Consider the following 22447-nt stretch of genomic DNA (forward strand, 5'->3'; position numbering starts at 1 on the left):
GTCGGGTGTCCGACACCGCCGGTAGGCTGGTCCCATGGCAGCTTCCCGTCCTCCCTCCCGCGGCGGCGCGAAGGCCACGAAGATCCCGCAGGTGTCGTGGCGGGAGCCGCACCCCGCGCCGCTGGTGCTCGTCTCGGGCCCGGAAGAGGTCTGCGCCGAGCGCGCGATCGCCGGGGTGCGCGACTACCTCCGTGCGGAGGATCCGGCGCTCGAGGTCAGCGACGTCCGTGCCGACGACTACGCTCCCGGCACGTTGCTCTCCCTGACCTCGCCGTCGCTGTTCGGAGAACCGCGCCTGGTTCGCGTGTCCGGCGTGGAGAAGTGCTCTGACGCCTTCCTCCAGGAGGCCATCGGGTATCTGGAGAACCCGCAGGAGGGGGCCACGGTCGTGCTCCGCCACACGGGCGCCAGCGTCCGCGGGAAGAAGCTCCTCGATGCGCTGCGCGCGGGGACGGGCGGCGGGATCGAGATCGCGTGCCCCGCCATCAAGCGCGACGGCGACCGGGTCGACTTCGCGGCGGGGGAGTTCAAGGCGGCGAAGAAGCGCATCGCCCCGCCGGCACTCCGAGCGCTCGTCTCGGCCTTCGCCGACGACCTCACCGAGCTCGCCGCCGCCTGTCAGCAGCTCATCGGCGACGTCGAGGGCGACATCACCGAAGAGGTCGTCACGAAGTACTACGGCGGCCGGGTCGAGGTGTCGGCATTCGTCGTCGCCGACACCGCCATCGCCGGACGCTACGGCGAGGCTCTCGTGGCGCTCCGCCATGCCCTGTCCTCCGGCGCGGACCCGGTGCCGATGGTCGCCGCGTTCGCGATGAAGCTGCGCACGATGGCGCGCGTCGCCGGCAACCGTGAGCCCAGCAGACAGCTCGCCCAGCGCCTCGGAATGAAGGACTGGCAGGTCGACCGCGCGCGTCGCGACCTGGCGGGCTGGAACGAGCGCTCCCTGGGGATGGCGATCCAGGCGACCGCGCGCGCCGACGCCGAGGTCAAGGGTGCGGCGCGCGACCCCATCTTCGCGCTCGAGCGCATGGTGACGGTCATCGCCACCCGTGAGCCGTTCGGAGGCTAGGGCACCCGCCTCCCGGGAAAGCAGAAAGCCCGCCTCACGAGGAGACGGGCCTTCGGAAGTCAGAAGCTCAGAGAGCCGAGACCTGCTTGGCGATCGCCGACTTGCGGTTCGACGCCTGGTTCTTGTGCAGGACACCCTTGCTGACGGCCTTGTCGAGCTTGACCGAGGCCTTCTTCAGGCTCTTCTCGGCGGCGGCCTTGTCGCCGGCGGCGACGGCCTCGCGGGTCTGGCGGACGAGAGTCTTCAGCTCGCTCTTCACGGCCTTGTTGCGCTCGTGAGCCTTCTCGTTGGTCTTGTTGCGCTTGATCTGCGACTTGATGTTTGCCACGTGTGGACGCTTTCTGTACAGGAGTGATTCGGAGTGCCGGCAGCAGAAGAGGGCTGCTGCACGGCGGTCGTGAGGGAAGAACCCACACGCAAGCCAAGAGTCGAGTCTACCAGTACCGGGCGGGATCGTGCGAAACGACGCCACTCGGGCGAGACGCCGTCGCGCGGGAGGTGGGACCGGGTGCAGAATCATCCACAACGACGACGACGTCAGGAGCCCGATGACCCCCCTCAGCACCGACCCGGCCGCGCGTGCGCGGCTCCGCTGGTCCGCCGCCACCTCGTCCGTCCAGATCGAGGGTTCCCGCCGCGCCGACGGCGCGGGCCGGTCGATCTGGGACGACGAGATCGCCAAGCCGGGACGCATCCGGGACGGCTCGACGGCGGAGCCGGCCTGCGACAGCTATCGCCGCGTGGCGGATGACCTCGCCCTGGTGGCCGGTCTCGGGCTCGATCGGTATCGGTTCTCGATCCCCTGGGCGCGCGTGCAGCCGGACGGACGCGGCCCCGGGAACGTCGCGGCGCTGGACCACTACGCGCGCGTCGTCGATGGTCTGCTGGCGGCCGGCGTCACCCCGTTCCCGACCCTCTATCACTGGGAGCTGCCGAGCGCTGTCGAGGCCGACGGCGGCTGGCTGGCCCGCGATACCGTCGAGCGCTTCGGCGAGTACGCCGCCCTCGTCGCCGCACGCCTCGGAGACCGGGTGTCGTCCTGGTACACGCTGAACGAGCCCGCGATGACCACTCTGCAGGGCTACGCCGTCGGCGCGCTCGCACCCGGAAGGCAGCTCCTCTACGGCGCCCTTCCGACCGCACATCACCAGCTGCTCGCCCATTCCCGAGCCGCCGAGGCGCTGCATGCCCGTGGCGCGGCGAGCGTGGGACTCGTCAACAACCACACCTGGGTCCTGCCGCTGCGGGACACCGAGGAGGATCAGGCCGCGGCCGCGGTGTACGACCTCCTGCACAACCGGCTGTTCAGCGAGCCGCTCCTCTCCGGGACGACATCGGACCTGGAGGTCCTCGGGCTCCCGCCGCTGCCCGTCCTCGGTGACGACCTCGCACGCATCGCGGGATCGATCGACTTCTACGGCGTGAACTTCTACAACCCGACCACGGTCACCGCCGCCGCCGCCGAGGACGACATCCCGTTCGAGATCGTTCCGACTCCCGGAGTGCCCGTCACCGGGTTCGGTCCCGAGTGGCCGATCATGCCGTCCGCGCTGCGCGACCTCCTGATCGATCTGCACCGCCGCCACCCGAGCATGCCTTCGATCATCATCGGGGAGAACGGGGCATCCTTCCCGGAGCCCGACGTCGCCGGCCCTGTGGAGGATACGGATCGGATCGCCTACCTCTCCGCGCACATCGACGCGGTGGGCGAGGCCATCGACGCCGGCGTCCCCGTCGAGGAGTACACGGTCTGGTCGCTGCTCGACAACTGGGAGTGGACGGACGGCTACACGCAGCGGTTCGGCCTCGTGCACGTGGACTTCTCGACGGGGGAGCGCACCCCGAAGGCCTCCTACGGCTGGTACCGCGACCTCATCGCGGGTGCGCGCGCAGCCGAAGACGCCGAGGCGGCACGCGCATGAGCGCGACCCCGGGCCTCGGCACCCACCGAGCGGGCCTGCGCTGGATGTCGCTGTTCACCCTCGCCTGGCTCGCGATCTGGACCGTCCAGCTCACCCCGGTCCAGCTCCTCCTCCCGCTGCAGCTCGACACTCCGGAGGACGACTGGATCCGCGGCGTCGTCTCCTCCGGGATCGTGCTCGGACTGGGTGGCCTCGCCGGCGTCGTCGCCGGGCCGCTCGCCGGGGCACTCTCGGATCGCGCCCGCGCCGGCGCGCATCGGCGGCGGCCATGGGCTCTGGGAGGGGTCGCGCTCACGGCTGCCTGTCTCGTCCTCACCGGCTTCGCCGACGGCCCGTGGGCGGTCGGCGCCGGCTGGGTCGGCGTCTCGATCGGCGTCGCCGTCTCCTCCGCCGCGTTCACCGCGCTCATCGCCGACCAGCTCCCGACGACGCAGCGCGGTGCCGCATCCGCCGCGGTCGGGTCGAGCCAGGCGGTCGGGATCGTGCTCGGGGTCGGACTCGTCGTGCTGCTCGGCCTCGGCATCGTCGCCGGGTATCTGCTCCTCGCCGGCATCATCGCGGTGGTGGGCGTCGCGGCGGCACTGCTGCTGCCGGACCCGCCGAGCACGGAGGCGCTGCGCCCTCAGCGCATCGGGCGGCCCCGCCTGGCGTCGCTCCGCGACCGCGACTTCGCCTGGATGCTCTCGGGCCGGCTCGTCACCAACATCGGCAACGCCCTCGGCACGGCGCTGTTCCTTTTCTTCCTCCTCCACGGGCTCGGACAGGAGAGCACGACCGCACAGGACAACCTCCTCCTGCTGATCGTCGTCTACACGGTCTTCGTGGTACTCGCCTCCGTGATCACCGGGATCATCTCCGACCGCACCGGGGAGCGCCGCCGGCTCGCCGTGGGGGCCACGGTCGTCCAGGCGGCGTCGGGTGTGGTGATCGTGGCTCTGCCCACCTTCGAGATGACGATGATCGCCGCCGCGCTCATGGGCGTCGGCTACGGCGCCTTCTCGACCGTGGGGCTCGCGTTCGCGGCCGACCTGCTCCCGGATGAGCAGGACCACGCGCGCGACCTCGGCATCGTGAACGTCACCGCCGCCCTCGGACAGCTCATCGGGCCCGTCCTCGGGGCCGGCCTCGTCGCGCTGGCCGGCGGGTTCTGGCTCGTCTTCCTCGCGGCAGCCATCCTGTCGCTCGTCGGCGGAGCGCTCACCGCCGCCGCGCGGCCTCGGGTGCTCTCAGCCTGACGCCGTGCGCTGCTCGATCGTCGCGATCGCGAGGGAGAGGACGGCGTTGAACACCCGCGGGCGCATGGCCGTGATCAGGTGCGTGGTCCGTGGCACGACGATGAGCTCCGCCTCCGGGGCCAGGCGCCGGAACAGGGGTTCGTTAAGCCGGAGCTGATCGTACTGGCCGTTCACGAACCAGAGGGGCACCTGGATGCGGGGGACGGCGGCCGCCACATCCAGGGTGGCGAGGCTGCGCAGCGTCTGGTCCTGGATGTCGAGGGCGTACCCACCGGCGGCGAAGTCTCCGCGATTCTCCTCGGGGATCGTCGCGGCGAGCATGCGCTGCGTCAGCCACATGCCACGGTCGGGCAGGGAGTCGACCGCCCGGGCGAACAGGCGGTACGCGCGCAGCCCGGCGCCGCGGGGAAGCGAGGTGCATGCGGCGGCGACGAGTCCGTCGACGGGCGGAGGCTCAGCGCCACCGGTGTACGCGAGCGAGAGCAGCCCGCCCATGGAGTGGCCGACCAGCAGCACGGGGCCCGTCTCGGCCGCGGCGCGGACGGCCGCATCGATCGTGTGCAGCGCCTCGTGGAGGGTGAAGTCCTCGTCCATCCGGCTGCCGTGGCCGGGGAGGTCGACGGCGGTGACGGGGAGCCCGCGTGCCCCCAGGTACTCGATCTGCGACCGCCACATGGTGGCCGACGTGCGGATGCCGTGCACGAGGACGGTCTGGACGGTCACGCCTTCAGCATAAGGAAAGCGGGGCCGGTGGATGGACCACCGACCCCGCTTCGACACGAGGTGTCAGAGGATGTTACTTCTCCCAGCCGACGTTCTCGACCGGCGTGACGCCGAACAGGTCGAGACCGACGTAGGGCTCCGGCGTGAGGTTCGCCAGGCCGTTCTTGACCACGTAGATCGAGGGGCCGCTGTACAGCGGGATGAGGCCCCAGGTCTGCTCGATGATCTTCGGCTCGAGGTCCATCGCCGCGGTGGTCCAGGACTCCGCGTCCTTCTGGCTCTCGACCTCGTCGGCGATCTGCTGGTCGATCTCCTCCGTGCCGGTCGCCGACAGGTTCAGACCGCTGTCGGAGCAGTAGAGCTGGCAGAACCAGGCCGGGCCGAACGGGTCGGAGTCGGTGAAGCGGAGCGAGACGACGTCCCAGTTCTTCGTGGTGAAGTCGCTGGAGAAGTCGGCGGAGGCACGGACATCGATCTTGAGGTCGATGCCGATCTCCTTCTGCTGCGCCTGCAGCGACTTCGCGAGGGCCTCGATGGTCGGGTCCTCACCGAAGATCGGGAAGGTGACGGAGAGCTTCTCGCCGTCCTTCTCGCGGATGCCGTCCTCGCCCTCGGTCCAGCCGGCGTCGTCGAGGAGCTTCTTGGCGCCCTCGACGTCGTGCTTCAGACCGGCTTCGGCGAACGAGTCCTTGTAGCCGTCCTGGAACGAGTACAGGTTGAGCGAACCGGCGACCGGCTCCTCGTAGCCGAGGCCGTTCCACGCGATCTGCTTCTGCTGGTCGACGTTCACGCCGAGGAAGAACGCCTTGCGCACGTCGATGTCCTCGAACTGCGGCTTGTCGGCGTCGACGAGCAGGACCGTCTTGGCGGTCTGCTGCGCACGGCGGACGACGGTGTCGTCCACTTCCTGGACCTGCTTCAGGCGGTCGTTGGTGTTGGCGCCCACCATGTCGATCTCGCCGTTCTTGAAGGCGTTGATCGAGGCGTCGGGCTCCATGGCCGTGAAGGTGACCGTGTCGAGCAGCGGCGCGTTGCCCCACCACTCGGGGTTCGGCTTGAACGAGACGAAGCCGCCGTTCGCGTCAAACGTGTCGACGGTGTACGGGCCGGCGCCCCACTCGGGGTGCATGTTGCCGATGAAGGCCTCGTTGAACACGGCCGGGTCGGCGATGTCCGGGTGCAGGACGCCACCCGTGAGGAACGCCATGGACGGCCAGGCGTAGATGCCGTCGAACGTCACGACGGCGGTCTTCGCGGTGTCACCCTGCTCGACGGTCTTGATCTGCTTGTAGCCGTCGGTCGCGTTCGGGTTGAAGCCCTCGTCGTAGGAGCGGTTGGCCTTCCACGTGGCGTCGACGGACGTCCAGTCCATGTCGGTGCCGTCGTTGAAGTGCGCCTCGTCCTTGAACGTGAAGGTGATGGTCGTGTTGCCATCCTCCTCGCCGATCTCGTACGCGTCGAGGTAGGCGTCGTTCTTCGTGACCTCGCCCTCCGGCGAGACCAGGAGGATCTGCGGCATGTACCACGACCACAGGCGAGCGGTGTCAGCACTGGCATCGCTGTTGAAGCCGTTCAGCTGCTCCGGGATCTCGTTGATGGGGAAGTTGACCTCGCCACCTTCCTGGAGGTTGCTGCGGTCCTGCGGGTTGTAGTCGGCGGTCTTGGTCTCGACCTTCTCGCCGTTGTCCCCGCCACCGGTGTTCCCGGAACCGCTCGCGCAGCCCGCGAGGGCGAGTGCGAGGGCGCCGCCGACCGCGACCGCCCCCAGCAACTTCTTGTTCTTCATGGTGCTCCTTTCGCCTTTCGGCGTTTCATAAAGGGAAGACTAGTTCGCGCTGTATCCCGGAACACGGCGCTGCGGTGAATGCCGCCTAACCGTTATCGGACGGTGACCAGGAACGCGCGCATGGGATCCGGGTCAGACCGTCGCGGGCTTCGTCGACATCGTCTCGGCGTCGAAGACCACCCGCTCGCGGGTGCGCTCGATGTCGGGATCCGGCACGGGGATCGCCGACAGCAGCGCCTTCGTGTACGGGTGCTGCGGGTCGTCGAAGACCTGGTCGACGTCGCCGTGCTCCACGAACTCGCCGAGGTACATCACGGCCACGCGGTCGGCGATGTGACGCACCACCGAGAGGTCGTGCGCGACGAAGAGGTACGACAGCCCGAGCTTGGTCTTGAGCTCGTCGAGCAGGTTGATGACGCCGGCCTGGATCGACACGTCGAGCGCGGACACCGGCTCGTCGAGCACGACGATCTTGGGGTTCGTCGACAGGGCCCGGGCGATGCCGATGCGCTGCCGCTGACCACCCGAGAACGCCTGCGGGAAGCGGTCGCTGTGCGCGGGGTTGAGCCCGACGAGGTCCATGAGCTCGTCCACCCGCCGGTGCGCCTCCTCCTTCGGCGTGCCGATCGCGAAGAGCGGCTCCGAGATGATGTCGGCCACCGTCATGCGCGGATCGAGGGCTCCCATCGGGTCCTGGAAGACGATCTGGATGTCGCGGCGCAGGGCGCGCTCGACCTTGCGGCTGTGGATGTCGTTGACGCTGGTGCCGGCGATGACGATGTCGCCGTCGGTCTGCTTGACCATGTCCATGATCTGCAGCAGCGTCGTCGTCTTGCCCGAGCCCGACTCGCCGACGATGGCCATCGTCTCGCCCTCGCGCACGTCGAAGCTGATGCCCTTGATCGCCTGGACCTCGCCGACCTTGCGCTTCAGGAACGCGCCCTTGACCAACGGGAACGTCTTGCGGAGGTTCTTCACCTCGAGCGTGATCGGCCGCTCCTCGCGGGGCGTCCGTGTGAGGTCGCTCTCCGGGACGGGGCGGACGGGGTAGACGGGCAGGCCCCCGAGGAGGCCGCCGTCCTCGATCTCGTGCGCGCGGATGCAGGCGGCCTGGTGCAGGTCGCCCGAGCCCGTCGGCACGGGGAGCAGTTCCGGCTCCTTGGCGCGGCAGGCGTCCATGACGATCGGGCAGCGGTCGGCGAACGGGCAGGCGTCCGGCAGGTTGATGAGCAGCGGCGGGTTGCCCTTGATGGGGGTCAGCGGCTCCTTCTCGGCCTTGTCCACGCGGGGGATGGCGCCGAGCAGGCCGATCGAGTACGGCATGCGGGTCTTGTGGAACAGCTCGCGCACGGGCGCGTGCTCCACGGGCTTGCCGGCGTACATCACGAGCACGTCGTCGGCGGTGCGGGCGACCACGCCCATGTCGTGCGTGATCATGATCACCGCGGCGCCGGTCTCGTCCTGCGCCTTCTCGATGAGGTCGAGGATCTGCGCCTGGATGGTGACGTCGAGGGCCGTGGTGGGCTCGTCGCAGATGATGAGCTTCGGATCGTTGGCCATCGCGATGGCGATGACGACGCGCTGCCGCATGCCTCCGGAGAACTCGTGCGGGAAGGACTTCATCCGGCGCTCGGGCTCGGTGATGCCGACGAGCTTGAGCAGCTCGACGGAGCGGTCCCAGGCGTCCTTCTTGGACAGGCCGCGGTGGACCGTGAGGGCCTCGATGAGCTGATCGCCGACCGTGTAGACCGGCGTGAGCGAGGTCAGCGGGTCCTGGAAGACCATCGACATGCCGTTGCCGCGGATGACCGACAGCTGCTTGTCGCTCATGCCGACGAGCTCCTGCCCGTCGTACATGATCGATCCGGTGACCTTGGCGTTCTCGTCGAGGAGACCCATGATCGCGAGCGAGGTCACGGACTTGCCGGAACCGGATTCGCCGACGATGCCGAGGGTCTTGCCGGCTTCGAGGTCGAAGGAGACGCCGCGGACGGCGTCGACACGGCCGGCCTCGGAGGCGAAGCTGACCTTGAGGTCGCGGACGGAGAGGACGTTGGTCATGCGCGGCCTCCAGCAGCCGAGGTGGGATCGAGGGCGTCGCGCAGGCCGTCGGCGATGAGCGCCATCGACACGGTGAGCAGGGTCAGCGCCGCCGCCGGGAAGTAGAACAGCCAGGGCGCCGTGGTCAGCGAGCTCGAGCCGGCGCCGATGAGGGCACCGAGCGACACGTCGGGGATCTTGACGCCGAAGCCGAGGAAGGACAGGCCCGTCTCCGTCACCACGGCGTTGACGACGCCGAGGGTGAAGTTGATGACGAGGAGCGAGCCGATGTTGGGCAGGAGGTGGCGGAGCACGATGCGCATGCCGCCGACGCCCATGTAGCGGGAGGCGCTGACGTACTCGCGCTCGCGCAGCGACAGGGCCATCGTCCAGATGACGCGGGCGGGGAAGTACCACCCGATCACGAAGATCATGATGAGGGCGATGACGCGCCAGTCACCGCCGGCCTTGTTCGAGATCATCGCGAGGATGAGGAAGCTCGGGATCACCATCATGAAGTGGATGACCAGGAGCGAGATGCGCTCGGTCCAGCCGCCGAAGTAGGCCGCGGCCGTGCCGACGAGCGCGGACACGATCGTGACGCCGACGGAGACGGTGATGGCGATCATGAGCGACCGCTGCAAGCCGACGGCGACCTGGGCGAAGAGGTCGTTTCCGGCGTTGTTCGTGCCGAACCAGTGCTCCGCGGACGGGGGAGTGCTGAGGTTCAGGAAGTCGAGCTCGATGTGGTCGTACCGGGCGATGAAGGGCCCGACGATGGCGAACAGCACGAGGACGACGAAGATCACGAGGCCGATGAGGGCTCCGCGGTTCCGGGAGAAGCGTCGCCAGTACAGCGTCCACTTCGACAGCCGCTTGGTGGCGACGCGGGTGGTCTCGGGGCCGGCGGTCTCCGGCTCCGGGTGGATGGTCGGGTCGAGCATGTCGGTGCTCATGTCAGCTCACTCTCACGCGCGGGTCGAGGACGACGACGGCGATGTCGGCGAGGATGGCGCCGATCGCCGTGAGGACCGCACCGAAGGCGGCGATCGCGACGGTTCCGTGGATGTCGTTCTTGGTGATGGTCTCGATGAAGTACCGGCCCATGCCGTTCCACGCGAAGATCGTCTCGGTCAGGACCGCTCCGGTGAAGATCGCGGGGATCGTGAAGGCGACCTGCGTGGCGACGGGGATGAGCGACGTCCGGAGCGCGTGCTTGCGGATGGCCTGCTGCTTGGTCAGGCCCTTCGCGCGGGCCGTGCGGACGTAATCGGCGTTGATGTTGTCCAGCAGGAGCGACCGCTGCAGGAAGTGGATGCTCGCGTACCCGGTGAGCACCAGCGCGATCGTCGGCAGCGTCAGGTGTTGCAGCACGTCTATGAGGGTGGGGAAGAAGCCCTCGACCCCTTGGCTGGCGTTACCGGTCACGTAGAAGATGCGGGTGCCGGTGGCGTTGTTCAGGCCGATCGCGAGCAGGACGATCGCGAACGCCGCGACGACGATCGGGATGTTCAGGGTGATGATGCTCGTCGCCTGGCCGATGCGGTCGGCGAGCTTGTACTGCCGAGACGCGGTGTACACGCCGAGCGCGATGCCGAGGACCGTCGTGAGGATCGTCGCGCCGAGGACGAGCTCCGCGCTGACCCACATGCGGTAGGCGACCTGCTCGTTGACGGATCCGCCCGTCGGGCTCACGCCCCAGTCCCAGCGGAGCAGGATGCCGGTGAGCCACGTCCACCACCGCTCGATGAGCGGGACGGTGTCGCTCAGGTTGCGGGGAGCGAGGGTGTTCACGATCTGCTCTTCGGTGAGCGGAGGGCGACGACCCACGTAGTTGCTGCGCGGATCGAGGAAGCCCCACGCGAGGAAGTAGGTGAGGTTCGTCGCGACCACGATCATGAGCAGCCAGCCGAGGGCACGGCGCGCGAGGTACTTGATCAAGGGGGATTTGTCTTTCTCTTCTCCAGACGCGCTCGGGGTCTGCCGACGCAACGCTGAGCCGGGCGGATGATCGGGTTTCATCCGCCGTTCCGCGCGACGCGACAGCCCTCACGGAGTCTGTGACGGAGTCGTATCGCTTACGGGATCCGGTGTCACGGATTGATCCCGGGCAACTTCGGGAGACTATCACCGATACGCACGAATGGGGATTATGAGGACCCTCACCGTAGAATCGACGGGACATGTCCCCACGCGCTCTCACCCCGCTTCAGCCTGCCGCGACGCCGGCTGCGCAGATCCGTAACTTCTGCATCATCGCCCACATCGACCACGGCAAGTCGACCCTGGCCGACCGCATGCTCCAGATCACCGGCGTGGTCGCGGAGCGGGACATGCGCGCCCAGTACCTCGACCGGATGGACATCGAGCGGGAGCGCGGCATCACGATCAAGAGCCAGGCGGTGCGGATGCCGTGGGCTCTGGGGCAGGCACAGGGCCCGGACGAGGTCTTCGCGCTCAACATGATCGACACCCCCGGTCACGTCGACTTCACGTATGAGGTGTCCCGGTCGCTGGCCGCGTGCGAGGGTGCCATCCTCCTCGTCGACGCCGCGCAGGGCATCGAGGCCCAGACGCTGGCCAACCTCTACCTCGCGCTGGAGAACGACCTCCACATCATCCCCGTCCTCAACAAGATCGACCTCCCCGCCGCAGACCCCGAGAAGTACGCGAAGGAGCTCGCCTCGCTCATCGGCGGCAAGCCGGAGGACGTGCTGCGCGTGTCCGGGAAGACGGGAATGGGGGTCGAGGATCTGCTCGACCGGATCGTCGAGGAGATCCCGGCTCCGGTGGGGGATGCGGACGCACCCGCGCGGGCGATGATCTTCGACTCCGTGTACGACGCCTACCGCGGCGTCGTCACCTACGTGCGGATGGTCGACGGCAGCCTCTCGCCCCGCGAGCGCATCCAGATGATGTCCACCGGCGCGAACCACGAGGCCCTCGAGGTCGGGGTGTCGAGCCCGGAGCCCACCCCGACCAAGGGTCTCGGCGTCGGCGAGGTGGGCTACCTCATCACCGGCGTGAAAGACGTGCGGCAGTCGAAGGTCGGCGACACGATCACGAACGCGCGCAAGCCCGCGGCGGAGGCGCTTCCCGGCTACACGGACCCGAAGCCGATGGTCTTCTCGGGCATCTACCCGATCGACGGCAGCGACTACGCGGAACTGCGCGAGGCGCTGGACAAGCTCAAGCTCTCCGACGCCTCGCTGCAGTACGAGCCGGAGACCTCCGTGGCGCTCGGCTTCGGGTTCCGCTGCGGCTTCCTCGGCCTGCTGCACCTGGAGATCGTGACCGAGCGCCTCTCGCGCGAGTTCGGCCTCGACCTCATCACCACCGCCCCGAGCGTGATCTACGAGGTCGTGACGAGCGACACCGGCGAGACGGTGACCGTGACGAACCCGAGCGAGTACCCCGACGGCCGTATCGGCTCGGTGTCCGAGCCGATGGTGAAGGCGGCGATCCTGCTTCCCAAGGACTACGTCGGCACCGTCATGGAGCTGTGCCAGTCACGGCGCGGCACGCTGCTGGGCATGGAGTACTTCTCCGAGGAGCGCGTCGAGCTGCGCTACAACATGCCCCTCGGTGAGATCGTGTTCGACTTCTTCGACCAGCTCAAGTCCAAGACGCAGGGCTACGCCTCCCTGGACTACGAGCCGTCGGGGCAGCAGGAGGCCGACCTGGTCAAGGTCGACATCCTCCTGCAGGGGGAGAAGGTCGACGCGTTCAGCTCGATCGTGCACCGGGACAAGGCCTACGCCTACGGCACGATGATGGCGGAGCGGCTGCGCAAGCTCATCCCTCGCCAGCAGTTCGAGGTGCCGATCCAGGCCGCGATCGGTGCGCGCATCATCGCCCGGGAGACGATCCGCGCGATCCGCAAGGACGTGCTCGCCAAGTGCTACGGCGGTGACATCACCCGCAAGCGCAAGCTCCTCGAGAAGCAGAAGGAGGGCAAGAAGCGCATGAAGATGGTGGGCCGCGTCGAGGTTCCGCAGGAGGCGTTCATCGCCGCGCTCTCCGGCGACGTCGAGACCAAGGACAAGAAGTAGCCCACCCCGCTGGTCGCTGAGCCCGCCGAAGCGGTCAGCCGTCGTTGGGGCGCTGAGCCTGTCGAAGCGGTCAGTCCGCGTTGGGTCGCTGAGCCTGTCGAAGCGGTCAGCCGTCGTTGGGTCGCTGAGCCTGTCGAAGCGCACCGTACGACCTCGACAACGACGGAAGGTCCTTCCACCGACTCTCGATCAACGCAATCTTCTTCCGACGACTCCATCCCTGGATCTGCTTCTCCCGGAAGAAGGCCGCGTCGACGGTGTCGAAGTGCTCCGCGTAGACCAGCTCCGCAGGCCTGCGTCTCCGGGTGAAGTTCGCGGCGAACGGGTCGTCGTGGTTGTGCTCCCAGACGCGGGCTTCGAGGTCGCCGTTCGTGCTGCCGGTGTAGAAGCTGCCGTCACGGCATTCGAGGATGTAGGTCCATGGCATCGGGCCATCCTGGCCGAGGAGTGTGTGGGTTTCCCGGGGCGTGGGGGATCCCTTCGACAAGCTCAGGGACCCAGCGTTGTGGAGGAGCCCTTCGACAGGCTCAGGGACCCAGCATCAGGGGCCCAGCCCTCCCGGGGATGTGACGGCGTGCGGCGCGGGGGGTGTTCGCTCAGGGAACCCGAAGTAGGCTGGATCTCATGCGGCGCGGGACTTTCCGAGACGACACGGTGGACTATGCGGCCGTGGGTGCGACCCACGCCCCCGATCTGATGCAGTACCCGCCGGAGCGCAGCATCCCGGCGGAGGAATACTGGCGGATCGGCAGCGGCGAGGAGCGTTTCCAGACGGCCGGCGAAGCCCTGCTGTCGTGGACGGCGCAGCGTGCGGCCGGGCTGTCCGTGGAAGACGTCCGCCCTGCTCCCGGCCCCGCCTATGCGGGCGTGAGCTTCGACGCCGAGGGCAATCCCATCGCGCCGAGCAAGCGGGATGTGGAGCCGCGCTACGACGCCGAGGGGATGCCCTTCGTGGGCGCGGGCATGACGCTCCACCTCCGCGGTCGCGTCGGCGGCATGCGCGCCGACTCCGAGCTCCGTGTGATCTCGGTCACCGAGGAGACCCGGCGGATCGGTTTCGTGCTGGGCACGGTCGGGGGCTCCGTCGTGAGCGGCGAGGAGTCGTTCGACGTGGACTGGCGCGAGGACAACGACGAGGTCTGGTTCACGGTCCGGGCTTTCGACGCCCCGAACACGCTGCTCTATCGGCTCGTCCCCGCCCTGATGAAGCGCCGCCGTCGCGAGCTGTTCGCGCGCTACCTCCGCGCGATCTCCCCGCTCTACGCGACTCCGGTGTGATGGCGGGACCACTTCCGCTCGGGGATCCGGCGCCCGCGGACGGGCGACTCCCCGCCGACCTCCCGATCTCCGCCGAGACGCCGTTCTCCGCCTACCTGCACATCCCGTTCTGCCGCGTGCGCTGCGGCTACTGCGACTTCAACACGTACACGTCCGGTGAGCTCCGCGGGGCGAAGCAGGAGGACTACAGGTCCACCCTCATCGGCGAGATCGCCCTCGCGCGTACGGTGCTGGACGAGGCCGGAGCGCTGCGCCCGATGAACACGGTGTTCTTCGGCGGCGGCACGCCCACGCTGCTTCCCGCGGGGGACCTCGCCCGCATGCTGGGAGCGGCCACCGCGGCGTTCGGTCTCGCACCGGGCGCGGAGGTCACGGTCGAGGCCAACCCCGACACCGTGACCCCGGAGGTCGCGCGCATCCTCGCCGAGGCGGGGGTCACGAGGCTGTCCATCGGCATGCAGTCCGCCGTCCCGCACGTCCTCGCCGCGCTCGACCGGACGCACCGGCCCGAGAACGTCCGCACCGCCGTCGCCGCGGCGAAGGAGGCAGGACTCGCAGTCAGCGTCGACCTCATCTACGGCGCACCGGGGGAGAGCCTCGCCGACTGGGAGGCCTCGCTCGACGCCGCCCTCGCCCTGGAGTCCGACCACGTCTCCGCGTATGCCCTCATCATCGAGGACGGCACGAAGCTCGCGCGACAGATCCGTCGCGGTGAGGTGCCGACCCCGGACGACGACCTGCAGGCGGACATGTACGAGCTGGCGGACGAGCGCCTCGCCGCCGCCGGGTTCGAGTGGTACGAGGTCAGCAACTGGGCCCGCAGCGAGGGGCAGCGGTCGCGGCACAACCTCGCGTACTGGCGGGGGAGCGACTGGTGGGGCTTCGGCCCCGGCGCCCACAGCCACGTCGCCGGACTCCGGTGGTGGAACGTCAAGCACCCGGCGGCCTACGCGCAGCGGCTGGCCGCCTCGTCCTCGCCGGCGGCCGGACGCGAGCGTCCGGACCCGGAGGCGCGGACCCTGGAGCGCATCCTCCTCCTCAGCCGCATCCGTGAGGGGATCGCGGTGACCGACGTCCCGGAGCAGAACAGGGACCGCATCGCCGGCCTCATCGCCGACGGTCTCATCGATGCGCCGGCGGCGATCCGCGGGCGCGTGCAGCTCACGCTCCGCGGCCGCCTCCTCGCCGACGCCGTCGTGCGCGAACTGACGGATTGAGCGGCTCCACCGGCGCTGCCCCGCCTTCGGAGATCTCCCGGTCGCAGGAGGTAGGATTGGCACTCAGGGCAGCAGAGTGCCAGCATCCGGTCGGCGGGAAGGGGAAGCCATGGTCACAGAGCGAGGGCTGCAGGTCCTCCGCGCGATCGTGCAGGACTACGTCGAGACGCACGAGCCCGTGGGCAGCCGTTCCATCGTCGACCGGCACTCGTTCGGGGTCTCGGCCGCGACCATCCGCAACGACATGGCGCAGCTGGAGGACGAGGAGCTGATCACGGCTCCGCACACGTCGTCCGGGCGCGTCCCCACGGACAAGGGCTACCGGGTGTTCGTCAATCACCTCGCCCAGCTCCGTCCTCTCTCCACCGCTCAGCGTTCCGCCATCGAGTCGTTCCTCGCCGACCCGGCCGACCTCGACGACCTGATGGTCCGGACCGTCCGCGTCCTCACGCAGCTCACCGGCCAGGTCGCGTTGGCGCAGTATCCGTCGTTCGCGCGGGCGCACGTGACCCACGTGGAGCTCGTGACGCTGGCCCCGAACCGGCTCCTCACGGTCCTGGTGACGGACGCCGGTGGGGTGTCGCAGCGGATCACCGCTCTGCCGGACGCGATCGACGAGGCCGACCTCGCCGTGCTGCGCGCGCGGCTGTCCGCCCTCATCACGGGGCAGGCGATCGCGGCGGCCTCCGACCGGCTTCAGGCGCTGCTCGCCACGGAGGAGACGCCGCAGGATCGCGTGCTCCGCACCCTCGCCGGCGTCGTGATCGACGAACTCGGCGGCTTCCGGCAGGAGCGGCTCGTGATGGCCGGAGCGGCGACCCTGGCGCGGCGCGAACAGGACTTCCGCGGCAGCATCCACCCCCTCCTCGAGGCCATCGAGGAGCAGGTCACGCTGCTGCGGCTGATGAGCGAGATGGTGCCGGACGAGCACGGCCTCGCGGCGAGCATCGGCACCGAGAACGCCTCCTTCGGGCTCGGCGAGGCGTCGATCGTCGCCAGCAACTACGCGGCGCCTTCGGGGACCGCACGGGTCGGCGTCATGGGACCGACCCGGATGGACTATCCGAGCAACCTCGCGGCAGCGCGGGCGGTCGCCCGCTACCTGTCGCGCATGCTCGACGACGACGAGGCCGGCCGCTGACGCGGCCCCACGGAAATCACACGCAGAAAGGCGATTGTGGCGGACCACTACGAGGTTCTCGGGGTGTCCCGGGACGCTTCCACCGACGAGATCAAGAAGGCGTATCGGCGCCTGGCGCGGCAGCTCCACCCGGACGTGAATCCGGGGGAGGAGGCTGCGGAGAAGTTCAAGCTCGTCACGCACGCCTACGACGTGCTCAGCGACGAGGAGTCGCGCCGACGGTACGACATGGGCGGCGGTGACGGCGCGAACAACTTCGGCGGCTTCGGAGGCTTCGGCGACATCTTCGAGACGTTCTTCGGCGCGTCACAGGGTGGCGGACGCGGCGCCCGTCCGCGATCGCGGCGAGAGCGCGGTCAGGACGCGCTCGTCCGGGTCACCCTCGATCTCGGCGATGTGGTCTTCGGTGCGCACCGCGACATCGAGGTCGACACGGCCGTGCTCTGCGAGACCTGTCAGGGCTCGTGCTGCCAGGAGGGCACGTCGCCCGTCACCTGCGACATCTGCGGCGGCACGGGGCACGTGCAGCGTCAGGTGCGGAGCCTTCTCGGCAACGTCGTCACCTCCCAGCCATGTGGCACCTGCGAGGGCTACGGCACGACCATCCCGTACCCCTGCGGCACCTGTGGCGGGCAGGGACGCGTCCGCTCGCGCCGCACGGTGTCCCTCGACATCCCGGCGGGCGTCGAGACCGGACTGCGGCTGCAGCTCCCCGGCTCCGGCGAGGTCGGCCGCGCGGGCGGCCCGAACGGCGACCTCTACGTGGAGGTCACGGTCAACCCGCACCCCGCCTTCAGCCGTGACGGCGACGACCTGCTCGCCACCCTCGAGGTGTCCATGACCGACGCCATCCTCGGCACCGAGACCTCGATCGAGGGACTCGACGGGGAGGTCGACCTGGAGATCCGCGCCGGCGTGCAGTCCGGTGACGTGCTGACCATCAAGGGCCGAGGAATCACGCCGCTGCGCGGGACCCAGCGCGGCGACCTCCGCGTCGGCGTGCAGGTGGTCACCCCCACCAAGCTCGACTCCGCGCAGCGCAAGCTCATCGAGGACTTCGCCAAGAAGAACAAGGCGCCGGGCCCGCAGCTCGCGCAGTTCCAGCAGGGCCTGTTCTCCAAGCTGCGTGACCGGTTCCGCGCCCACTGATCGTGGCGCTGCACTTCCTCGTCGAATCCGCGGGTGATGCCGCGGTGGGCGGCCTCGTCTCCCTGACCGGGGCCGAGGCGAAGCATGCGGCCGTCGTCCGGCGGCTGCGCGTCGGCGAGGCCGTCACGGTCGGTGACGGTCGGGGCATCTGGCTGACGGGCGTGGCCGAAGCGGTGTCGCCGTCGCGCGTCGATGTCCGGATCAGCGCGCGCGTCGAGCACGAGCCGGCGAGCCCGCGCCTCGTGCTCGTGCAGGCGCTCGCGAAGGGCGACCGCGACGAGCTCGCCGTTCAAGCCGCGTGCGAACTGGGCGTCGATGAGATCGTGCCGTGGCAGGCGGGTCGCAGCGTGTCGCGCTGGGAGGGGCCGAAGGCGGTGAAGGGACGCGAGCGCTGGGCGACGATCGTCCGCGAGGCCGCGAAGCAGGCGCACCGTGCCTGGGTGCCCGAGGTGGCCGCCCCGGAGACGACCGCACAGCTCGCGACCCGCGCGGCGACGCAGCGCGTGCTCCTGCTCGACCCGACCGCGCCCGCGCGGCTCTCCGCCCTGGTGCCGGATGACCGTGACCTGGTGCTCGTGGTGGGTCCGGAGGGCGGGATCGCTCCGGAGGAGCTCGAGAAGCTCACCGCCGCCGGCGCCGAACGCGTGCTGCTCGGTGACACCGTGCTGCGCACGTCCACGGCGGGCCCCGCGGCCATCGCCGTGCTGTCCGCGGCCCTCGGGCGCTGGTGACCGGCCGCGCCTCGCGTCCCCCCCAGTAAGCTGAGAGCATGAGCCAACCCTCGATCTTCACGCGCATCCTCACCGGGGACATCCCCGGGGAGATCCTGCTCGACACGGGCCGCGTCTTCGCGATCCGCGACATCGATCCGCAGGCGCCGCTCCATGTGCTCGTCATCCCCAAGACCGAGGAGTACCGCGACGTGACCGAGCTCGCGGCCGGGGATCCCGCGCTGCTGGCCGAGATGGTCGCCGCCGCCAAGCGCGTCGCGGAGGAACACGCCAACGGCGAGTACCGCCTCATCTTCAACAACGGCGCGACCGTCGCGCAGTCCGTCTTCCACGTGCACGCCCATGTGCTCGGCAACCTCGAGGAGAACAAGCTCGTTGGCTTCTGACGATCAGGAAAACGTCACCGAACGGCTCTACGCCGACGGCGTCGCGATGGTGCAGCTGCTCGGTCCGCAGGACCGGCTGCTGCGGATGCTCGAGCGCGAGCACCGCGACGTGCAGGTGCTCGTCCGCGGCAACGAGATCACGCTCACGGGCGCGCGCGAGGCCGTCGCCAAGGCCAAGACCCTCGTCGACGAGCTCCTCACGATGACCAAGGCCGGGCACGATCTCGCCCCGAGCGACGTGTCCAGCTCGGCGCGCATGCTGCGTCAGGACGGCGGCCCGCGGCCCAGCGAGGTGCTGGGCGAGGCGATCCTCTCCACGCGGGGCAAGGTGATCCGGCCGAAGACCCTCGGTCAGAAGGAGTACGTCGACGCGATCGAGGAGAACACGATCGTGTTCGGCATCGGTCCGGCCGGAACGGGCAAGACCTACCTGGCGATGGCGAAGGCCGTCCAGGCGCTGCAGCGCAAGGAGGTCACCCGCATCATCCTCACCCGTCCGGCGGTCGAGGCGGGGGAGCGCCTCGGGTTCCTCCCCGGCACGCTCACCGACAAGATCGATCCGTACCTGCGGCCGCTCTACGATGCGCTCAACGAGATGATGGATCCGGAGATCGTGCCGCGCCTGATGGCGACGGGCACCATCGAGGTCGCGCCCCTCGCGTACATGCGCGGACGCACCCTCAACGACTCCTTCGTCGTGCTCGACGAGGCGCAGAACACCACGCCCGAGCAGATGAAGATGTTCCTCACGCGTCTCGGATTCGGCACGAAGATGGTCGTCACCGGCGACATCACCCAGGTCGACCTTCCGCAGGGCGCCTCCGGCCTCCGCCTGGTCACCCGGGTGCTCGACGGCATCGACGACATCCACTTCTCCCGTCTCACCAGCGACGACGTGGTCCGGCACTCCCTGGTGGGGCGCATCGTCGACGCCTACAGCGAGTACGACGAGCGGCGCGTGGCGCAGCGGGCGGAGCGCGAGCAGGCGCACGAGTTCGCCAACCGCGCCGAGCGCCGCGGCGCCCAGCGACCCGGACCACGCGACCGCATGCCGAAACGAGGGCTCTCATGATCGAGATCAACAACGAGTCGGCCATCGATGTCGACGAGACCGTGCTGCAGCGGCTGACGGACTTCAACCTCGCGCAGCTCCACGTCAGCGCGGACGCCGAGGTGGCCATCGTGCTCGTCGACGAGGGCGCCATGGAGGCGCTGCACGTGCAGTGGATGGACGAGCCGGGGCCGACCGACGTGCTGAGCTTCCCGATGGACGAGCTCCGGCCCGGCACCGAGGACCGTCCGACGCCTCCCGGGCTGCTCGGCGACATCGTCCTCTGCCCGCAGGTCGCGGAGACGCAGGCGCAGGCCGCCGGCCACACCCTCATGGACGAGCTCATCCTGCTCACGACGCACGGACTGCTGCACCTGCTCGGGTTCGACCACGCCGAGCCGGAGGAGGAGCGGGAGATGTTCGGGCTGCAGAAGCAGCTCATCCAGGGCTTCGCCGCGTCCGAGCGCCGCCGGCGATGACGGAGCTGCTGCTGCTCGTCGCCGCGGTGCTGCTGGTGGCGTTCGGCGGCCTCATGGCCGCGATCGACGCGGCATACGGCGTGACCTCGCGCGCCGGGCTGGAGGACATGGCCACCGAGGGACGCCGTGCGAAGGCCCTCGGGCGCATCGCCGCCGACCTCGACGCGCACGTCAACGCCGTCGCCTTCATCCGTGTCCTCGCGGAGGTGACGGCCGCCGTGCTCGTCACCGTGGCGTTCACGATCGTCTTCGAGAACATCTGGTGGGCGATGCTCGCCGCCGCCATCCTGATGACCGGCATCACCTTCGTCCTCGTCGGGGCGAGTCCGCGGACGTTCGGTCACCAGCACGCCGAGAGCATGATCCGCGGGAGCGCGGCCATCGTGCGCGGACTCCGGATCATCCTCGGTCCCATCGCCCAGGGGCTCGTCGTCCTCGGCAACCGTGTCACGCCGGGGACCGGACGCAGTTCGTTCTCCAGCGAGGACCAGCTGCTGAGCATGGTCGACGAGGCCGCGTCCAACGACCTCATCGAGGAGGACGACCGCGACCTCATCCACTCGGTGTTCGACTTCACCGACCAGTTCGTCCGGGCGGTGATGGTGCCGCGCACCGAGATGGTCACCGTGGGTGCGGAGGCGACGACTGACGAGGCCATGTCGCTCTTCCTTCATCGCGGGGTGTCCCGCATGCCCGTCGTCGACGATGAGGCCGACGACGTCGTCGGGGTGCTGTACCTCAAGGACCTCGTGCAGTTCGCGTACCGGGACGACAGCGCCTGGCGCGCGGCCTCCATCCGTCCGATCGCCCGGCCGGCCACGTTCGTCCCCGAGTCGATGCGCGCGGAGACGCTGCTGCAGCAGATGAAGCGCGACGCCGTGCACGTCTGCCTCGTGATCGACGAGCATGGCGGGATCTCCGGCCTGGTGACGCTGGAGGACCTCATCGAGGAGCTCGTGGGGGAGATCTCGGACGAGTACGATCAGGTGTCCGCCGAGTTCGTCGACCTGGGCGACGGCCGCTATCGCGTGAGCTCCCGGCTCTCGCTGGAGGACGTGGGCGATCTGTTCGGTCTGGAGCTCGAGGACGAGGACGTCGACTCCATCGGCGGCCTGCTCGGCAAGACGCTCGGCCAGGTCCCGCAGCCCGGTGCGACGGCGACCGTCCACGGGCTCGTGCTCACCGGAGGCGCGTCGCGCGGCCGGGGGCGCGGGATCGCGACGGTGTTCGTGGAAAGGGCAGCAGAGCCCGAAGAAGTGCAGGATGAAGGAGAGCGGCGCGATGACTGAAGACACCCGGAGCGGGTTCGTGACCTTCGTCGGGCGGCCGAACGTGGGCAAGTCCACGCTCACCAACGCCCTGGTCGGCGAGAAGATCGCCATCACCAGCGAGAAGCCGCAGACCACGCGCCGCGCGATCCGCGGCATCCTCAACCGTCCGGACGGGCAGCTCGTCATCGTCGACACCCCCGGCATCCACAAGCCGCGCACACTCCTCGGCGAGCGGCTGAACGATCTTGTCGAGCAGGTCCTGGGCGACGTCGACGTGATCGGCTTCTGCGTGCCCGCCACCGAGAAGGTCGGTCCCGGCGACCGCCGGATCGCCGCCTCGCTGGACGGCTACCCGCGGGCGCAGAAGATCGCCATCGTCACGAAGACCGATGCTGCCGGGCGCGATGAGATCACCGAACGACTCATGGAGGTGGACTCCCTCCGCGAGGACTGGGCGGCGGTGATCCCGCTGTCGGCGCTGACGCGGGATCAGCTCGAGGTGCTGGCGGACGAGATCCTGCAGCTCATGCCGGAGGGGCCCGCGCTCTACCCCGAGGGCGTCACCACCGACGAGTCCGCCGAGGACCGGATCGCGGAGATCATCCGCGAGGCCGCCCTCGACGGCGTGCGCGACGAGCTCCCGCACTCGATCGCCGTCGTCGTCGATGACATCGCCCCGCGCGAGGACAGCGACCTCACCGACGTGCATGCCTCCATCGTCGTGGAGCGGGACAGCCAGAAGGCGATCATCATCGGCCACAAGGGCAAGCGCCTCCGCGACGTGGGAGCGCGCGCCCGCGCCGGCATCGAGGAACTGCTCGGGACCCGCGTCTTCCTCGGGCTCCATGTCAAGGTCGCGAAGGAGTGGCAGCGCGATCCGAAGCAGCTCGGGCGGCTCGGGTTCTGACATGCCG

General features: G+C 69.3%; 21 protein-coding genes. 14 read left to right on the top strand and 7 right to left on the bottom strand.

The genetic code is table 11. The annotated features are described in order from the left end of the window. The first annotated feature begins 34 nt into the window (after positions 1–34). On the top strand, positions 35–1072 hold the full coding sequence (holA, locus tag AB0300_RS04245) for a DNA polymerase III subunit delta (RefSeq protein ID WP_025103705.1): 1038 nt from the start codon (positions 35–37) through the stop codon (positions 1070–1072). Positions 1073–1139: 67 nt separating this feature from the next. Here the strand turns inward: holA and rpsT are convergent, their stop codons facing one another. After that, positions 1140–1400, bottom strand: a complete 261-nt coding sequence (rpsT, locus tag AB0300_RS04250; protein ID WP_025103704.1) for a 30S ribosomal protein S20 — start codon at positions 1398–1400, stop codon at positions 1140–1142. Positions 1401–1620: 220 nt separating this feature from the next. Between rpsT and AB0300_RS04255 the strand changes: the two genes are divergently transcribed. After that, positions 1621–2994, top strand: coding sequence for a family 1 glycosylhydrolase (locus AB0300_RS04255; RefSeq protein WP_366215525.1), 1374 nt, complete (start codon positions 1621–1623; stop codon positions 2992–2994). Continuing rightward, entirely contained in the window at positions 2991–4229 is a 1239-nt protein-coding gene (locus tag AB0300_RS04260; protein WP_366215526.1) for an MFS transporter, read from the top strand. Before AB0300_RS04255 ends, AB0300_RS04260 begins: the two co-directional genes overlap by 4 nt. On the opposite strand, the gene AB0300_RS04265 is transcribed toward AB0300_RS04260, so the two are convergent. The 5 genes from AB0300_RS04265 to AB0300_RS04285 form a co-directional block, all read right to left on the bottom strand. Further along, entirely contained in the window at positions 4221–4952 is a 732-nt protein-coding gene (locus AB0300_RS04265) for an alpha/beta hydrolase (RefSeq protein WP_025103701.1), read from the bottom strand. The genes AB0300_RS04260 and AB0300_RS04265 overlap by 9 nt on opposite strands. A gap of 73 nt (positions 4953–5025) precedes the next feature. Beyond that, on the bottom strand, positions 5026–6738 hold the full coding sequence (locus AB0300_RS04270; protein WP_025103700.1) for an ABC transporter family substrate-binding protein: 1713 nt from the start codon (positions 6736–6738) through the stop codon (positions 5026–5028). A gap of 132 nt (positions 6739–6870) precedes the next feature. Next, positions 6871–8799: an ABC transporter ATP-binding protein gene (locus AB0300_RS04275; protein ID WP_025103699.1), complete on the bottom strand. Its 1929-nt coding sequence runs from the start codon at positions 8797–8799 to the stop codon at positions 6871–6873. Further along, entirely contained in the window at positions 8796–9734 is a 939-nt protein-coding gene (locus tag AB0300_RS04280) for an ABC transporter permease (protein ID WP_025103698.1), read from the bottom strand. The genes AB0300_RS04275 and AB0300_RS04280 overlap by 4 nt, the downstream gene beginning before the upstream one ends. A gap of 1 nt (position 9735) precedes the next feature. Next, positions 9736–10719, bottom strand: a complete 984-nt coding sequence (locus tag AB0300_RS04285; RefSeq protein WP_025103697.1) for an ABC transporter permease — start codon at positions 10717–10719, stop codon at positions 9736–9738. 242 nt (positions 10720–10961) lie between these two features. Here AB0300_RS04285 and lepA point away from each other — a divergent pair, with 242 nt between their 5' ends. Then, complete coding sequence (lepA, locus tag AB0300_RS04290) at positions 10962–12830, top strand: translation elongation factor 4 (RefSeq protein WP_025103696.1); 1869 nt, start codon at positions 10962–10964, stop codon at positions 12828–12830. Positions 12831–12936: 106 nt separating this feature from the next. On the opposite strand, the gene AB0300_RS04295 is transcribed toward lepA, so the two are convergent. Next, the gene (locus AB0300_RS04295) at positions 12937–13257 is read right to left on the bottom strand and encodes a GIY-YIG nuclease family protein (RefSeq protein ID WP_366215527.1); all 321 of its coding nucleotides are present in this window, start codon (positions 13255–13257) and stop codon (positions 12937–12939) included. A 197-nt stretch (positions 13258–13454) separates the two neighbouring features. Between AB0300_RS04295 and AB0300_RS04300 the strand changes: the two genes are divergently transcribed. From AB0300_RS04300 to era, 10 genes are all read left to right on the top strand, one after another. After that, positions 13455–14108, top strand: coding sequence for a DUF1990 family protein (locus AB0300_RS04300; RefSeq protein ID WP_366215528.1), 654 nt, complete (start codon positions 13455–13457; stop codon positions 14106–14108). Continuing rightward, positions 14108–15325, top strand: coding sequence for a radical SAM family heme chaperone HemW (gene hemW / locus AB0300_RS04305; RefSeq protein ID WP_366215529.1), 1218 nt, complete (start codon positions 14108–14110; stop codon positions 15323–15325). The genes AB0300_RS04300 and hemW overlap by 1 nt, the downstream gene beginning before the upstream one ends. 109 nt (positions 15326–15434) lie before the next feature. Next, positions 15435–16466, top strand: coding sequence for a heat-inducible transcriptional repressor HrcA (gene hrcA / locus AB0300_RS04310; protein WP_025103693.1), 1032 nt, complete (start codon positions 15435–15437; stop codon positions 16464–16466). A gap of 36 nt (positions 16467–16502) precedes the next feature. After that, positions 16503–17615 (top strand): molecular chaperone DnaJ, encoded by a 1113-nt coding sequence (gene dnaJ, locus AB0300_RS04315; protein WP_025103692.1) that lies wholly within the window; start codon positions 16503–16505, stop codon positions 17613–17615. A 2-nt stretch (positions 17616–17617) separates the two neighbouring features. Further along, positions 17618–18346 (top strand): 16S rRNA (uracil(1498)-N(3))-methyltransferase, encoded by a 729-nt coding sequence (locus AB0300_RS04320; protein ID WP_366215530.1) that lies wholly within the window; start codon positions 17618–17620, stop codon positions 18344–18346. A 38-nt stretch (positions 18347–18384) separates the two neighbouring features. Then, positions 18385–18732 carry an HIT domain-containing protein gene (locus AB0300_RS04325; protein ID WP_366215531.1) on the top strand — a complete coding sequence of 116 codons (348 nt, stop codon included), beginning with the start codon at positions 18385–18387 and terminating at the stop codon, positions 18730–18732. A 46-nt stretch (positions 18733–18778) separates the two neighbouring features. After that, positions 18779–19804 carry a PhoH family protein gene (locus AB0300_RS04330; protein ID WP_231919667.1) on the top strand — a complete coding sequence of 342 codons (1026 nt, stop codon included), beginning with the start codon at positions 18779–18781 and terminating at the stop codon, positions 19802–19804. Further along, complete coding sequence (gene ybeY, locus AB0300_RS04335) at positions 19801–20262, top strand: rRNA maturation RNase YbeY (RefSeq protein WP_062766620.1); 462 nt, start codon at positions 19801–19803, stop codon at positions 20260–20262. The genes AB0300_RS04330 and ybeY overlap by 4 nt, the downstream gene beginning before the upstream one ends. Next, entirely contained in the window at positions 20259–21551 is a 1293-nt protein-coding gene (locus AB0300_RS04340; RefSeq protein WP_025103687.1) for a hemolysin family protein, read from the top strand. Before ybeY ends, AB0300_RS04340 begins: the two co-directional genes overlap by 4 nt. Then, positions 21544–22440, top strand: coding sequence for a GTPase Era (era, locus tag AB0300_RS04345; protein ID WP_062635160.1), 897 nt, complete (start codon positions 21544–21546; stop codon positions 22438–22440). The genes AB0300_RS04340 and era overlap by 8 nt, the downstream gene beginning before the upstream one ends. Positions 22441–22447: the final 7 nt, after the last annotated feature.

The sequence above is a fragment of the Microbacterium sp. NPDC078814 genome (genome assembly GCF_040702645.1).
In the GTDB taxonomy this organism is placed as follows: Bacteria; Actinomycetota; Actinomycetes; order Actinomycetales; family Microbacteriaceae; genus Microbacterium.